14 protein-coding genes and 2 pseudogenes are annotated in these 14,234 nt (G+C 71.4%); 8 read left to right on the forward strand and 8 right to left on the reverse strand.

Annotated elements, in window-relative coordinates:
- Positions 1-398: pseudogene (locus tag QOZ86_RS20565) on the reverse strand (ISL3 family transposase); the annotation flags it as partial.
- A gap of 264 nt (positions 399-662) precedes the next feature.
- Between QOZ86_RS20565 and QOZ86_RS20570 the strand changes: the two are divergent.
- Together QOZ86_RS20570 and QOZ86_RS20575 are read left to right on the forward strand one after the other, a co-directional pair.
- Positions 663-1,016, forward strand: a complete 354-nt coding sequence (locus QOZ86_RS20570; RefSeq protein WP_284493836.1) for a helix-turn-helix domain-containing protein — start codon at positions 663-665, stop codon at positions 1,014-1,016.
- 11 nt (positions 1,017-1,027) lie between these two features.
- Positions 1,028-1,669: a nucleotidyltransferase domain-containing protein gene (locus QOZ86_RS20575; RefSeq protein ID WP_284493837.1), complete on the forward strand. Its 642-nt coding sequence runs from the start codon at positions 1,028-1,030 to the stop codon at positions 1,667-1,669.
- 334 nt (positions 1,670-2,003) lie between these two features.
- On the opposite strand, the gene QOZ86_RS20580 is transcribed toward QOZ86_RS20575, so the two are convergent.
- Genes QOZ86_RS20580 through QOZ86_RS20590 form a run of 3 tightly spaced genes read right to left on the reverse strand, consistent with a single transcriptional unit; the run spans position 2,004 to position 3,920 of the window.
- Positions 2,004-2,810: an oxygen-binding di-iron domain-containing protein gene (locus tag QOZ86_RS20580; RefSeq protein ID WP_284493838.1), complete on the reverse strand. Its 807-nt coding sequence runs from the start codon at positions 2,808-2,810 to the stop codon at positions 2,004-2,006.
- Entirely contained in the window at positions 2,807-3,295 is a 489-nt protein-coding gene (locus QOZ86_RS20585; RefSeq protein WP_284493839.1) for an SRPBCC family protein, read from the reverse strand. The genes QOZ86_RS20580 and QOZ86_RS20585 overlap by 4 nt, the downstream gene beginning before the upstream one ends.
- 10 nt (positions 3,296-3,305) lie before the next feature.
- Positions 3,306-3,920 (reverse strand): TetR/AcrR family transcriptional regulator, encoded by a 615-nt coding sequence (locus tag QOZ86_RS20590; RefSeq protein WP_284493840.1) that lies wholly within the window; start codon positions 3,918-3,920, stop codon positions 3,306-3,308.
- Between the two features lie 782 nt (positions 3,921-4,702).
- Here QOZ86_RS20590 and QOZ86_RS20595 point away from each other — a divergent pair.
- A complete protein-coding gene (locus tag QOZ86_RS20595; protein WP_284493841.1) occupies positions 4,703-4,888 on the forward strand; it encodes a hypothetical protein in 186 nt (61 codons plus the stop codon).
- 685 nt (positions 4,889-5,573) lie between these two features.
- Here QOZ86_RS20595 and QOZ86_RS20600 read toward each other — a convergent pair.
- Complete coding sequence (locus tag QOZ86_RS20600; RefSeq protein ID WP_284493842.1) at positions 5,574-6,581, reverse strand: hypothetical protein; 1,008 nt, start codon at positions 6,579-6,581, stop codon at positions 5,574-5,576.
- Positions 6,582-7,199: 618 nt separating this feature from the next.
- On the opposite strand from QOZ86_RS20600, the gene QOZ86_RS20605 reads away from it, so the two are divergent.
- The 3 genes from QOZ86_RS20605 to QOZ86_RS20615 all read left to right on the forward strand — a co-directional run bounded on the left by QOZ86_RS20605 (position 7,200) and on the right by QOZ86_RS20615 (position 8,706).
- On the forward strand, positions 7,200-7,991 hold the full coding sequence (locus tag QOZ86_RS20605; protein WP_284493843.1) for a MarR family transcriptional regulator: 792 nt from the start codon (positions 7,200-7,202) through the stop codon (positions 7,989-7,991).
- Positions 7,992-8,086: 95 nt separating this feature from the next.
- Positions 8,087-8,332: a type II toxin-antitoxin system Phd/YefM family antitoxin gene (locus QOZ86_RS20610; RefSeq protein WP_284493844.1), complete on the forward strand. Its 246-nt coding sequence runs from the start codon at positions 8,087-8,089 to the stop codon at positions 8,330-8,332.
- Between the two features lie 5 nt (positions 8,333-8,337).
- Complete coding sequence (locus tag QOZ86_RS20615; protein ID WP_284493845.1) at positions 8,338-8,706, forward strand: PIN domain-containing protein; 369 nt, start codon at positions 8,338-8,340, stop codon at positions 8,704-8,706.
- A gap of 23 nt (positions 8,707-8,729) precedes the next feature.
- Here the strand turns inward: QOZ86_RS20615 and QOZ86_RS20620 are convergent, their stop codons facing one another.
- The 3 genes from QOZ86_RS20620 to QOZ86_RS20630 form a co-directional block, all read right to left on the reverse strand.
- Entirely contained in the window at positions 8,730-9,821 is a 1,092-nt protein-coding gene (locus QOZ86_RS20620) for a plasmid pRiA4b ORF-3 family protein (protein WP_284493846.1), read from the reverse strand.
- Entirely contained in the window at positions 9,818-10,852 is a 1,035-nt protein-coding gene (locus QOZ86_RS20625; protein ID WP_284493847.1) for an SEC-C domain-containing protein, read from the reverse strand. Before QOZ86_RS20625 ends, QOZ86_RS20620 begins: the two co-directional genes overlap by 4 nt.
- 261 nt (positions 10,853-11,113) lie before the next feature.
- Complete coding sequence (locus QOZ86_RS20630) at positions 11,114-11,830, reverse strand: MarR family transcriptional regulator (RefSeq protein WP_284493848.1); 717 nt, start codon at positions 11,828-11,830, stop codon at positions 11,114-11,116.
- Between the two features lie 385 nt (positions 11,831-12,215).
- Here QOZ86_RS20630 and QOZ86_RS20635 point away from each other — a divergent pair.
- Both QOZ86_RS20635 and QOZ86_RS20640 read left to right on the forward strand, forming a co-directional pair.
- Positions 12,216-12,776, forward strand: a pseudogene (locus QOZ86_RS20635) (relaxase domain-containing protein); the annotation flags it as partial.
- A 223-nt stretch (positions 12,777-12,999) separates the two neighbouring features.
- Positions 13,000-14,226 (forward strand): ISL3 family transposase, encoded by a 1,227-nt coding sequence (locus tag QOZ86_RS20640; RefSeq protein ID WP_284493833.1) that lies wholly within the window; start codon positions 13,000-13,002, stop codon positions 14,224-14,226.
- The last annotated feature ends 8 nt before the right edge of the window (positions 14,227-14,234 follow it).

Here is a 14,234-nt window from a genome sequence, read left to right on the forward strand (position 1 = left end):
CCGAGGCCCTCGGCGACCCGGGCGACGGTCAGGTGCTGGCAGACGATGCCTTCCAACGCCCACCGCAGACCTCGGCGGGACAGCTTCGCCCGCGGCTCGGCCGCCTTGCTGGTGTCTTGGCGCCACACGTGCCCACAACCCGAGCATCGGTAGCGGCGGACCGTGATCAGCAGCGTGGTGGGTCGCCAGCCCAGCGGTGCGTGGGCCAGCGACCGGGTCACGGTGTCCCGCGGCGCGCCTTCGCACCCGCAGCGACGGCACCACCGGTCGGGTTCGACGACCCGGCAGGCCAGGACCGCACGGTCAGGAGCCAGCCGCTGCCCGACGACCTCCAGACCCAGCTCATCCACGCCGGCGAACGTGGTCAGGTCAGGGCAGCCGAAGGTAGCGTCAGGCACGTCGAGGTCTTCCGGATGGGCAGTGTGAGAACTTCCATCCTCGGGAGGCCTCGACCTCTATCCCGGGACCGACGCGCCAGCCCTACCTACACCCTCAACTGCGAAGAGCCCGATTACCCACCGCGTTGTCGACCGGCTCGACCTCTGCGACGGTCACGCCATCGACGCCCGCACCCGCATCATCGGCGCCACGGTGACCCCGCTGTCTTGATCGACTGGTCGGGCTACTCACTTTTCGTACCTAATAAGGTATGGTCACGGGTTATGGCCGTCAGAGGACCGAAGCGGACTCGGGATGCGCAGGCGTTCGCCGGGAACCTGCTCAAGCTCGCCCGGACCAAGACCGGCGTGAGCCAGGCGGAGCTGGCCCGCCGGGCCGGCGTGCCCGCGTCCACGGTCTCGAAGATTGAGAACGGTCAGCGACAACCGAGCTTTCCGCTGCTTGACCGGCTACTCGCCGCCGTCGACCTGGAGATGCGCACGCGGCTGGAGGCCTACGACGACCACGACGACGTCCTCGACGCCCGCTACGCCGCCGCCGGTCCCGAGCAGCGCGCTCGCATCGACGCTCAGCATGACGCCATGGTGCAGGCATTCACTGACGCCCAACCCGTCTAGCGTCGCCGGTCATGGTCGCGGGGCAGCCGTTCGACGCCGAGCCGGTGCTGGCCGTGCTCGAGCGGCACAACGTCGAGTTCGTCGTCGTCGGCGGCTACGCTGCCAGGCTGCACGGGGCGGCCCGACCCACCAGCGACGTCGACGTCACGCCGCGCACCACCCGAGACAACCTTGACCGGCTGGCGTCCGCACTCCGCGAGCTGGGCGCGCGCATCCGCTCGGACGCCAACCCGGAGGGCTTTCGCTTCGACGTTTCCGGCGAGTCGCTGGCCGGTGTCCGGATGCTCAATCTGCAGACCGACCACGGTGACCTTGATCTGGCCATCCGGCCGGCGGCCTTCGAGAACGGCTACGACGACCTGATCGACCGGTCGACGGAGCACACCGTCGGCCGGTTGCAGGTGCGGATCGCTGCACTCGATGACGTCATCAAGTCCAAGGAGACCGCGGCGCGCCTCAAGGACCTCCAGGCTCTCCCCGAGCTCTACCGGCTGGCCGGCAACCCGGCTCCGGTCGGCCTTCCGACGCCGGTCCAGAAGGCCGCCGCCACGCCGCCGAGCAAGCCGACCGCCGCCGAGCGCATCGCCGCGGCCCGCGCCCAAGCGCAGCGCCGCCGGGACATCGACGGCGAACCGGGTGTCGAGCGCGACTGATGGACGCCTTCGACTCCGCCGTCATCGCCCGCCGACGTGCACCAGGCAGCCGCCGAGTTCGCTACGCGTGCCCGAACGGGCAGGGTGGACGAGGAGACCATCGGCCTCCGTTCAGCGCTCGTCGCCCGTGCGCTCCTGACGCCGGTCACGATTCGGCCGGTCCGACAGGACCCGAAGATCTCGCCTCTGTCTGCAGGTCGGCATCAGCCGCAGCGTGTCCCGGTGGAGGCACCTGCACCGGACCGGCCACCGGGCGGGTCCTCCGGGACGGCGCCCGGGAAATACATACCCCGTCCGGCGATGCTCTCGCTTGAGGCGCATCGGGGGCTGGGAGTTAGCTTTGCCCGGCCGTCAGTGGCGTGTGCGCCCCTGGGCGCGCCTGTCCGGGCACTGCGAGTTCACCCGGCAGGCACATGGCGGGGAACTCTTCCTCATACGCGGTGGCGAGCGAGCGCAGAGTGCGCTCTCCGTCGCGCGCGCTGCCGCCGTGCATGACGGCCAGGACCTCAGGATGCAGGTCGGCGAGCCGGCGCAGAGTCTGCGGCACCGCACTGCTCAGGCTGCTGGCGCGGAAGACGTGCTCGGTCTCGATGGCGGCGGTCACAAGGTCGCCCTGCGCGAAGGGCCCTGGGTCGCCCAGCTGGCTGCCGAGGTCGCCGCACAGCAGGGTGCGGGTGGTTTCCTCGAAGAGCACCTGGGATTCCCAGTTGTGCGGGACATGCGGGGTATCGACTTGGCGGACGGCGCGGGCGGCGAGCTCCTTGCCGCCGAGGTCGAGCACCTGGCCGGGCGTCAGCGCCACCGGGGGGCGGCTCAGCATGTCGTCGAGGCTGAGTTGGCAGCCCAGCGCGCCGTGCGCGACTGACGCGTGCGGGGCGGCCGTGAGGAACTGTTCGACGGCACCGCACTCGTCGGCCTCGACGTGACTGAAGGCGATCCAGCGCAGTCGCTCGAGCGGCAGCACGGACGCGACCGCCTCGCTCACGACGGGGAACAGTGAGCGCATCCCGGTGTGGTAGAGCAGCGGCTCCTCGGCGTCGAGCAGGAACTGGTTGAAGGTGAACCCGCGCGGGGCCACCTCGGGAACGAACGTGGCGATGCGGTAGACGCCGTCCGCCACCTCGTCGACCGTGGTCCTCACGCGGTCACCTCGGCGGTCTCGACGATCGCGGCCACGCGGGCCAGGCTCCGCTCCATGTTGTCACGCAGGCCGGCGCGCCGGTCCTTGTGGCCGTAGAGGGTGCCGATGACGAACCACCCCAGGCGCGAGACCGGCTCGAGCACCTCGTAGGACTGCCGCACGAGCGTGCCCTCGGGCTGCGGCTGGAGGTCGTAGCGCCACACGATCGTGCCTGCGGCCTTCTCCGTGCGTGACACCGCGAACGCCCGACCAGGCTCGGCGACGGTGACGACGGGATGATTTTTCCAGGCCGGGCCGCGGCCCGCCTTGTTGACCGCCTCGAAGCGGGCACCGACGACCGGGCCGGTCGCCCCGTCCTCCCACGTGCAGCGCAGGATCTCGGGGCTGTGCTCGGGTGTCCTCGTCACGTCGGAGACGAGGCGGTAGACGGCGTCGGGCGGGGCGTGCACGAGGCGCACGACCTCGTCACGGTCCAGGGTCTGCATGAGTTCCTCCTCAATGGGTGCCGTAGCGCTCGAACCACAGGTCGAGCACGGGATCGGTCAGCCGTGTAAAGCGGCCTTCGTCGAAGGGGGCGCCGGGCTCGTTCGCCATCTGCTGGGTCATGAGTCCTGACAGCAGCACCGTCCATGTGTCGATCGCCTCCTCGTCGTTGGCCTCGGCGCGCAGCTCGCCCGCGTCGACGGCGGCCTGCAGCTCGTCGGCCAGGAGCTGTTGGCCGGCGTGGGACAGCGCCATCACGCCGGGCGAAGGCTCGAAGCCGGGTACGGCCCGCCAGTGCAGGAGCTGCGCCAGCCCGGGGTTCTCCACCGCCCAGCGCACGTAGCCGCGGCCCGCCGCGCGCAGCCGGGCCGCCCCCGGAGCCAGTCCCGCAACGGCACGTTCGGTAGCGGCCTTGGCCTCCTCCATGCCGCGGGCGAACAGTGCGTCGTAGAGGGCGTGCAGCCCTGAGGGGAAGTACTTGTAGAGCGAGGGTGCGCGCATGCCGAGTCGCCGCGCCACCTCGCTGATCGTCAGAGCCCCGACGCCCTGCTCGGTGATCACCTGGACGCCGTGGTGGAGCGCCTCCTCGATGGTGTCCTGCCGGCGCCGGGACCGGCGGTCGGGCATCGGCACCCCGAATGAGGAAGACGCCATAGTCACGGCTAAGGTGTATAGCCCTAAACCCGCGGGAAGGCAAGTGCCGCCTGACCGCGCCGCGGACCGAGTGTCCGGCGCTTGCCTCGGCTCCGTGTCCAATCCCGCTGGCACTGACCCTGATACGCGCCGGCGTCCCCGACGACCCATCGAACTGCGGAGGGCAACGCGGACACGACGCGTCCCTCCACAACGAACGACGACCTGTCATGAGACCCGAAAGGGTCGGTGCCGCTCCAGGACGTCCCAGCGGAGGTTCGCCCACTGGCACCGCCGCTCGCTGACCATCACACGATGGCCCCCTTGCACGTGGATCACCCAAGCGGGTCAATGGCCCTGACTTCTACCACCTGGCGGGACGTCATCCGGCTTGCTCTCGACGTCAGCGAGCGGGACCGTCGGAGCGCCGTCCGTACCGGGCCGTTATAAAGCCCGTGTGAGCGTCGAACTGGTTGACCGGGACTGGAACACCGCGATACACGCCGGGCTCGCCCGTTAACCCGACCAGTACTGCACCTTGCAGCACATGACCACAACACCAAGTCCGACCTGCCCTCGTCACGGGGACCGCTTCCTCGTGCTTCGCCTACCAGATCCCGCCTCGCCGGTTCGGTCTCACCAGTCGACGGGGCCGACGCGGTGGACGTCGTCGCCGGCCGGCGGGGACGGGCAGCTGCAGTGCACGAGGTGTCCCTGGATGGAGGACCTCGACGAGCAGGCGTGATGCCACCGAGGGTTCGGCTTCCGGGACGTCGGTGGCAGTAGCCGTTGGCCGCGTCGATGGCGGTGCCGGGCAGGATGCCGGGCATGCCGTCGGCGGCGACGTGGGTGAAGGTCTGCCGGTCGCCGTCAAGGTGGGACAGCACCGCCAGGTCCATGCCGAGCACCTGCCGGGCCGCCTCGACCAGCGGCTGCACGTCGTCCCGGTCGGCGAGCCGTGATCCGGGTGCAGGCCGAGGCCGAGGCCGGCCAGTCCGTCGAGCAGCCGCCGTTTGCCGGCCAGTCGAGCGCGCACCGACAGGATGAGTGCGGCCAGCTCGGCCAGCGGGGTGACCGCCGCCTGGTCGGCCTCGCCGATCACGGCCCGCCCGGCCGTGCCGGACAGGTACAGCGCGCTGCTGACCGCGTCGCCGGCCCGCAGCGGCACAGCGAGCACCGGGCCGCCGGCCGAGCAGTCGCCATGCGGGTGGGTACCCGGCTGCAGCAGGGGGCGACTGCGCAACGTCTGCCCCGGCTAGCACAGGCGCGAGCAGACCCGGGGGCGGGCCATGAAGGGTGCGCGCCGAGGGCGGGCATCCGTCGGTGCACGAGTTCGCCGTCGGCCTGCCCTCGGCGTCCACCAGCAGCGCGCACCCGCTGTCGGCCGTGACGAGTTCGCAGGCGGCGTCGACCAGCTGATCGGGTACCGCCTGATCACCCGGCGCGGGGACCAGCGCCCGCGCGGCCTGCAGCGCCTCGGCGACGTCCATGGCACAGGCCATCGTCAGCCGGAGGGCGAAACTGTGCCGCGTCGGCGGCGCTCACTCCGACGGGGTGGAGGAGTCGGTCACCGCCGGGGGGAAGGAAGCGCTCGAGGGTCGCAGGCATGCCCGGGCGGGCCGGCACCTGCCGGTGTCGGCCCACGGGTCAGTCGATGACCTCGACGGTGTCCTTCTGGATGTTGCCCGCGGACTTGCGGACCTCGTCGAAGGAGTTGGGTTCCTTGGTGCCGTCCCCGTCGTCGTCGGGGGCGACCACCGTGCCCTGCATCACGATGCCGCCGACCGCGTCGCGGGCGCTCACCCCCTGGGGCAGGTCGAACTTGGTGACCAGCACGTCCTCGCGGTTGGTGGGCAGGACCCGGGAGGCGGTGTAGACGTCGCCCTCTTCGGTGTAGAAGCGCAGCCCGGCGGTGTCCTGAACGACGTCCTCCTGGTCGAGGTCCTCGTCGAACTCGAAGTACAGCTGGTTGTCGCTGCGCTCGGAGATCGTCTCCAGGTCGGGATCGTCGGTGTTGCCGGCGTTGCAGATCGCGTCGGCCTGGGCGACGTTGTACGGGCCGTCGCCGTCGGCCTGGCTGGTCACCACGTTGGCGTCGACGTACCCGCGGGCGAACTCCGCCTCGTCCAGGAGCCCGAGGTACTGCACGACGACCTTGTCGTCACCCTCGACGTCGTCCTCGGGCTGCATGCCGGTCGCATCGAGGACCGGGCCGCCGTCGATCGGCACGAGGTGGAAGCTGGTCCGGTTGCCACCGGCGAGGTAGGCGGGCTGGTCGAAGTCGTAGTCGACGCAGGTGGTCGGCTCCAGCTCGGCGGTGAAGGGGCCCTGCCGGAAGTTGCCGACGAACTGCAGGTCGGGCGCGACGGTCCAGCCGGCGGGTAGCCCCGTCTCGTCGACGGTCGACGGCGGGCAGGTGGTGAAGCCGGAGTTGAGCGGTTCGCCGACCAGCGTCTCGTCAAGCTCGTTGGGCTCGAAGGTGCCGTCGCCGTCGATGTCGGCGCCGACCACCGTGCCCTGTGTGACGTAGCCGCCCACGGCGTCGGCCACGGTGGTGCCCTGCGGCAGGTCGAACACGGCGCGCAGCGTGGTCTCGTCGACCTGCTCCACGGCCTGGGCGCCGTAGTCGACCGCGTCGTGGGTGTAGAAGCGCAACCCCGAGGTGTTCTGGGCGAGAGGCGATCGGGGGACCGCCCCGCCGGTCGGTCGGTCGGTCGGTGACTACCCCGCCCCATTACCGATCCGGCTGGAGGGAAACCTGCGCGCTGCCGGGAACCTCGGATCTCCGGGGGTCCGTGGTCTGCGCACCCGACCACCGTAGGCGGCGCGCGGGTCGGGGCACCGGGGCGCGGAACGCCGTGGGGCAGGATGGCGGACGGCGAGGAGAGGGGGCCCGCCGAGTATGGAGAGGATGGACGGTGGTGCACCGCTGTGGGCGGCACCTCCGATCCCGGGCGCATGCTATAAGCATTATCAGGAATGAGCTGGTAATGCTTATACCTACGGACGCTTGGGCGGCGCTGCTCGGGTCCGGGGTCACCGTACGGCCCACGGGGCCGGCCGAGGTGGAACTCGTGGCCGCCGAGGGGGATGCGGTGGCCGTCACCGCGGTCGTGGAACGCCGGCCCACGGCGCTCTCGCCCAGCCATGTCCGCAGCCATCTCCTGCACGGTTCGCCGGCGCGAGGGGAACTGCTGCTGGTGGTCCCCTCGGCCAGTCCGGCCGCCCTGGACGCGGCCGCCGCAGCTGGCATCTCGGTACTCGTGGGTACTCGTGGCCGACCCGACCGGTCCGTCTGCGGTCACCGGGCGGATCGTGCTGCCCGACCGGACCATCGAACTGAGCGCCGACCTACCCCGCCCGGACGCAGGGCAGCCGCCGAGCCGACCCGGCAGGCGACCGTGGGGAGCGCTCACCGTCGTCCGCCGGCTGCTCACCACCGGCCCGGCCAGTCAGGTCGACCTGGGACGGTCCGCCGCGGTGTCCCAGGCACGGGTGTCCCAGGCGCTGTCCGGGCTTGTCGCCGACGGACTCGTGCGGCGCACGGCCCACGCCGGCCGGCCCCGCTGGGCCCCCGCGGACTGGGACGCGCTGGTCGACTGGTGGCTGGCGCACTATCCGGGCCCCGGCGGCATCACCACCTACTGGTACGGACTGGCGGGCGTAACCGAGCAGGCCCGGGCGGCCGTTGCCGCACTACGCGATGCCGGCATGCCGGCCGCGGTGTCCGGCGATGTCGCCGCCGACCTGCTCGCGCCCTGGCGGCGGCCCGGCCGGGCTGTCGTCTACGCCGACCCGTCCGGCCGACCCATGCACGACGAGCTGACCGCGGCCGGGCTGACGCCGTCGGGTGCCGGAGAGGCCACTCTCGAGCTGATCGTGCCGGCCGATCCCGGCGTACGGCCGGCGCCGGGCACGACCGCCGCCGAGGCCGACCTGCCACTGGCCGACCCCCTCCAGCTGCTCTGGGACGTGGCCCGCGCCCCGGGTGCCGACGTCGACCAGGCCGTCGCCGCGCTGCGGCCGGTGCTGAAGGCTCGGGCGGCGGCCGCCGCGTCGCGGTAAGCGCCGCACACCGCCGGTCCTGGTGTCGGCCAGCGCGCGCCGCGATCCGGGAGCGGATCTCGGGAGCCGGGTAGCACTACTGCTACCATCGTGCCGTGGATACGATCCCGCAGAAGCAGCTGCGCAACGAGGTGGGCGATGTGCTGCGTCGCGTCGAAGCCGGTGAAACGTTCACCGTCACCGTCGCCGGCCGCCCCGTGGCCGAGCTGGGACCGGCGCACCGGCGCCGTTGGGTCGGCGGACCTGCGCTCGCCGAGATCTGGCAGGGCCCGCCGCCGCGGCGCCTGGATGACGACCTGGCTCGGCTCGGCGCCGAGCTGAGCGACCCGTTCACCCGATGAGAGCTGTGCTCGACACCTCGGTCCTCATCGGCGCGGAGGCACCGGGCGACGTCGAGGCGGCGATCAGCGTCGCATCGATCACCGAATTGCACTTCGGCGTTCTGGTGGCTGAGGACGACGACGAGCGGGCCCGTCGCACGGACCGTTTGGCGGCGATCGAGGCGGCGTTCGACCCGCTTCCGATCAGCGTCGAGGTGGCGCGGGCATGGGGTCGGCTCGCGGCCGCAGTCACCCTACGGGGCGGCAACCCACGGCGCCGGCAGATCGACCTCGCGATAGCGGCAACGGCGACCATCGAGAAGGTTCCCCTGCTCACCTACAACCTTGCCGACTTCGAGATCATCAAGGACCTGGTCGACGCTCGGCAGCCCTGAGCAACCCTCGGGGAGGACGCGGCTCAGACGAGCTCAGCCAGCAGGGTCGCGCCGGGCAGCAGGGAGCGGGCCGACGGGCCGGCGGTCCACGCCGGCGAGATGGTCGCCAGCATGTCCAACGCCGCGAGCTGGTGCGCCAGGCGGTACAGCTCTCGTTCGACGTCCGCGATCGTGATCGGATCGCTCCCGCGACGCCAGCCGTGGCCGAGCAACGGAAGGACCTCGGCGGCCAGCTCTCGGGTGTTCAGCGGTCCGCGCGCGGCGACGATGGCGACCGCGCGCTCGGCGACGAAGGTGGAGAATTCCCGGGGCGGGAACCAGGTGCGCAGCCGGCGGACGGTATCGACCTCGTCGCCGGCGGCCTTGGTCGGGCGGAGCACCCCCTTGGCCAGCCGCAGCAGGCCGACGTGGCGAAGGATGTCGTGCAGCGCGGCCAGCGGGAGCAGGTCCTCCTCGATCGACGCCGGGCGGCCGAGCGGATACCAGTCGGGGCGCTGCTGCTGGACGGCGCGCACGACCACGCGCGGCAGCCGCCCACCCGGGGTCAGCTTGACGCCGTCGGCCAGCAGGCCGAGCAGCAGCCGGACGCTCTCCGGGACCTGGCCGACCGCGTTCGGCACCCTGCGGTCGGTCGCCTGCTGGTCGAAGGGGCGCAGCCGGTCGCCGACCCACTCCCGCATCGCCTGGTGCTCGAGGTGCCGTGGGTTGGCCAGCGCCACCAGCAGCTCGGCGTAGCCGCCCGGGCCGCCGCAGTCCTCCGGCGGGCAGGCGCCCTGGCCGTCGACGCAGCCGGAAGCGTCGCCGCCGGGGCCGAGCACCTCGACGTCGTGGGTCCAGCCGTCCCCGAAGTCGTAGAGATAAGCGAACCGAGACGACAGCGCGGACAGCCGCACCCCCCGCTCGTCCGTCTCCCCCTCGTCGTCCCAATCGTCGACCGGTACCGAGTAGACAGCCGAGTCGGTGCGGTACTGGTGCAGGTGCGAGTCGGTCCAGCCGAGCGCGACCTGCAGCACCTCGTGCAGCTCGTCCAGGGTGATCGCGGCCGGGACGTCGATCAGCCGCTGCACCGCGGGCGTGACCTCGCGCAGGGTCACCCGCAGCCGGGTCGTCTTCACAGCGCCGCGCCCGGGCCGGGCGCGGCGCAGCACTTCTTGTACTTGCGCCCGGAGCCGCACCAACACGGCTCGTTGCGGCCGGGCGGCCAAGTCATCACCCGCGTCGGGTCGCTGCACAGGTCGGCGGCGTACCGAGCGCGCAGCCGCGCCGGAGCGCCCTCCTCCTGGTTCTCCTCCCGCCACGCCGTGTACTCCGCCCACCGCAACGGCGCGATGCGGATCGCGGTCATGCCAGCATCCGATGCCGCGCGCAGTCGCCCCTCCATCCAGCGGCAGTAGCTCGCATGGTCGACGAGGCCGCCAGCCTCGTCGCGGACGGTCGAAGCGTCGGCGATGTCGGGCCAGTGCTGTTCCAGATGTAGGTACTCGTCGGCGGGCAGCCACGCCCAGGCCGCCGGCGGCTGCTCGACCCGGCCGCGCGTGACTTGCGCCGGCGCGTTGGCCGGCCACGGTCGGGGTGCCGGCGTGCGCGCCACCGGCCGGGGCTCGGCGGTCTGCAGCCGGTCCGGCTCCCGCCCCAGCGCGGCCAGGCTCTCCGCGCGCAGGTCCTGCAGTTGACCCACCAGCCGCTCCGGGTCACCGGTGCGGACGGCCAGCTCGAGGCCCTTCGTCAACCAGCCCAGCGCGATCTCGTGCTCGCCGATCGCGCCGTACTCGAGGCCGGCGTTGTTGTAGAGCCACACGTCGTCCGGCGTGTCGCGGGCGACCTCCTCCCAGACCGCCGCCGCCTCCTCCGCCCTGCCGTGGCGGGTCAGGATCTCCGCGCGCCGGCAGCGCGGGTCCGGCTCACACTCGTAGCCCTGCTCAACCAGGACGTCCGCGTGCCGCAGCGCATCCTCCACCCGGCCCAGCCGGTCGTAGGCCTCGGCGAGCTCGGCATGCAGCTCCAGCACGTCGAGGTACTCATCCGCGGCCGGGTTGGCCTCGCAGGCGGCGAGCGCCCGCTCCAGTATCCGCGCGTACGTCTCCGGCGGGCCGGCTGCCGCCTCTCTGATTTCGCGATAGACACGGTCGGCCTCGTTCACATGCACGGCGCCATCATGGCTGACCCGTGCTACGAGCAGCCGCAGCTTTGAACGGGGGCCCACCTGTCCTGGGGCGGCGCAGGGCTGCCAGACGGTTGGCCCAACAGGGGTGTCCAAGTTCCCCTCCAGTGGGCCTGCAGTTCTGCAGGTGTAGTCGACCCGTCGGTGGCCTCGACTCCGATGACCAATGGGCCGGCCGCAGCTCGGGTCCACCGCGCAGCGGCGAGGGCCCGCCTCCGTACCTTCGCGATCGAGGTCCCCGAGCAGCTACTCGGGGACGCCGATCATGTAGTGAAAGTTGCCCGGACCCGCCGCGCGCTCGAGTTGCTGGAGGATGCGGCTCGGGTTGTCGTTCGGGCCGGAAATGAAGAACGGCTGGCCATCCCGGCCGAACCGGATCGCGCTGGGCCCCTCCCAGGGGCCGAGGTGGCCGCGGGTGTCGGCGAAGTCGGCCTCCGCGGCGGGTTCGAAGCCCAGGCTGCGGGCGTAGTCCACGGCCCCGAGCACCAGGTGCTGCGCCAGCTCCAGCGGCGCCGCCAGCGGCCGTGTCCCGAACACGGCAAAGAAGTTGCGGACGGTCATCGGCAGGTCGGCACGGTAGGTCCGCGTGGGGCCCAGGTCGTTCTTGACCCCGAGGCAGTAGACGTCGACCAGCCAGGCGCAGACGCTCACCCGGCTGCGGCCGGCCTCGCGGGCCAGCAGTACCCCGACCAGCCCGGACGAGGCGTTGTCGTCCCCCGGCTCGTCGAGCCACTCGGGGTGGTGGCCGGTGACGGTGAGCCCGGCGCTCCAGCCCGAGCTAACCCAGCACTCCACGACCGGACTCCGGGTCGGGTCGACGGCCTCCGCCGCGGCCATCGCCTTGATCAGCTGCGTGACCCGTGCCGGCGGCAGCCCGACCGCGCGGGCTATCTCCTTGGGGGTCAACCCACGCTGCCGCAGCTCACGGACCCGATCCAGCTCTACTCCTCCGCCTTGCACCATGCCGCCAGTCTGGCCATCTCCCAGCCAGCTCGACACCTCGGCCCGCCTCCCGTGCCGGGGGGCCGCTGCGTCCTCCACCCCCGACCCGGCAAGATCATCCGGCGCTCCGCATCGACGTGCGGTGCCCCGCAGCACGGTCAACGAGCCGCCAAAGCCGCTGAGCTCTTTCCAGGAATAAACCAGCCAACCATTTCCAAGCACCTTCGACGACTCAAGCTCAATGCTTCGCATATATTGACCGTCAATCGATGCACTCTGGTCCCTCGAAGACCCTTCCTCAGCGACGGCGCGCATGCTATCAAGATAGGCAGATCGGGCCCCGCTTCGCGGGGCCAACGTCGTTTCTAGGGGTGACGCGTTGGACGTTATTGGGTGGCGTTGATAAATGCAGGGCGGACTGAAGGTGTACTCCGGCGCGCCGGCGGCCGCCCGGTGCTACGTGGAAGCCGACCGGGGCCGGGCGGACGACTACTACCTCACCGAGGGAACCGGGCTCGCCCGCCGGTTCACCGCCACCGACGGGCGAGTGACCGAGCTGGCGCCGCTGACCGGCGAGGCCTACGAGACGTGGGTGGCCGGCCACGACCCAGCCACTGGGGAGCCGCGCGGGCGGCTGCGCACCGACGCGCACGCCGTCCGCTTCGTGGAGGTAGTGGTCAACGGGCCGAAGACCTGGTCGCTGGCGGCCGCTCTGCATCCGGACATTGCCGCGGCGTACGAGGCGGCGCAGGACCGGGCCGCCGAGCAGATCATCGCCTGGCTGTCCGAGCACGCCACCACCCGGGTCGGGCCGGCCGGGGGGCAGGTGCAGGTGCCGGTTCAGGTGCTGGAGGCGGCCACGGTGCGGCACTTCACCAGCCGCGCGAACGACCCGCACTGGCATTTGCACCTCCAGTTCCTCTCCAGGGTCTACGGGCTCTTCGTACCTGCGGTGGGTGTGAGGGACTCGCGCGTGTGAGCTGAGGCGGGAGAGGGGTCGAGGCCTTCCAAGATCGGGAGCGACCAAGCTGCCCGACCGGAAGGCCTCGACGGTGTCCGAGCCTACGGCGTGCGCTCGCGCGCGCTCACGTCCTGATTCCTCCTTCGCTCACTCCTACTGCGATCGCTGTGATCTCCTCGTCGGCCTGGACGGTTTCCACGTCATCGAGGTCGTCGAGCGTCACGGCCGAGTGCAGGTCGTGGTGGAGTCGGCGCCCGAGCCGATGGGCTGTCTGGCCTGTGGCGTCATCGTCGGCAGCCACGGTCGCCGCGACGTTGTCCTGGTCGACGTGCCCTGCTTCGGGCGCCCGGTCCAGTTGGTGTGGCGCAAGCGGACCTGGCGCTGCGTGGAGGTCGAGTGCACCGGCAAGGCGTTCACCGAGCAGCACGAGGCTCTCGCTCGGCCACGGGCGCTGCTGACCACGCGGGCGTGCTGGTGGGCCATCGGGCAGTTGCGCCGCGAGCACGCCTCGGTCGCCGGGATCGCCCGGCAGCTGGGCACGACCTGGCGCACGGTGTGGCGCTCGATCAAGCCGCTACTGGAGGCGATGGCCGCCGACGAGGCCCGCTTCGCCGACGTCACCGCCCTGGGCGTGGATGAGCACATCTGGCACCACGTCTCGACCAAGCCGATCGCCGACGGTGGTCGCGGCCCCAAGGAGCTCACCGGGATGGTCGATCTGACCCGTGACCAGGCAGGACGCGTCCGCGCACGCTTGCTGGACCTGGTGCCCGGCCGGTCGGGGAAGGTCTACGCCGACTGGCTCGAGCAGCGTGGCGAAGCGTTCCGCAAGCAGGTCAAGATCGCCACGTTAGACCCCTTCCACGGCTACAAGAACGCCATCGATGACCAGCTGGAGGATGCCGTCGCCGTTCTTGACGCCTTCCACGTCGTCAAGCTCGGCACCGCTGCGGTGGACGAGTGCCGGCGCCGAGTCCAGCAGGAGACCCTCGGGCACCGTGGCCGCAAGGGCGACCCCCTGTACGGAATCCGCACCATGCTGCGCGCCGGCGCGGAGAAGCTCACCGACCGCCAGTGGACACGTTTGCGCGCAGCCTTCGACGCCGACGAGCGACACCTGCCCGTGTGGCTGGCCTGGTCATGTGCCCAGCAGCTGAGGGACGCCTACCGGCATCCCAAGCCGGCCGAGGGCCGCAAGATCGCCGAACAGGTCCTCACCTCGTTCTCGACCTGCCCGGTGCCCGAGATCGCCCGCCTCGGCCGCACCTTGAAGCAGTGGCGGGAGGCGTTCCTCGCCTACTTCGACACCGGCCGATCCAACAACGGCGGCACCGAAGCCGTCAACGGCCTCATCGAGCTCCACCGGCGGATCGCCCGCGGCTTCCGCAACCGCGACAACTACCGACTCCGCATGCTCCTGATCGGCGGCGGACTGTCCAGCCCCCACCTCAAGTAAGAAGAGCC

The organism is Blastococcus capsensis, from assembly GCF_030165005.1.
Classification (GTDB): domain Bacteria; phylum Actinomycetota; class Actinomycetes; order Mycobacteriales; family Geodermatophilaceae; genus Blastococcus; species Blastococcus capsensis.

Coding starts and splice junctions, on each gene's coding strand:
- QOZ86_RS20585 (WP_284493839.1), bottom strand. CDS start 3,295: ATGCAGACCCTGGACCGTGACGAGGTCGTGCGCCTCGTGCACGCCCCG.
- QOZ86_RS20575 (WP_284493837.1), top strand. CDS start 1,028: ATGGTCGCGGGGCAGCCGTTCGACGCCGAGCCGGTGCTGGCCGTGCTC.
- QOZ86_RS20630 (WP_284493848.1), bottom strand. CDS start 11,830: ATGGTGCAAGGCGGAGGAGTAGAGCTGGATCGGGTCCGTGAGCTGCGG.
- QOZ86_RS20590 (WP_284493840.1), bottom strand. CDS start 3,920: ATGCCCGACCGCCGGTCCCGGCGCCGGCAGGACACCATCGAGGAGGCG.
- QOZ86_RS20570 (WP_284493836.1), top strand. CDS start 663: ATGGCCGTCAGAGGACCGAAGCGGACTCGGGATGCGCAGGCGTTCGCC.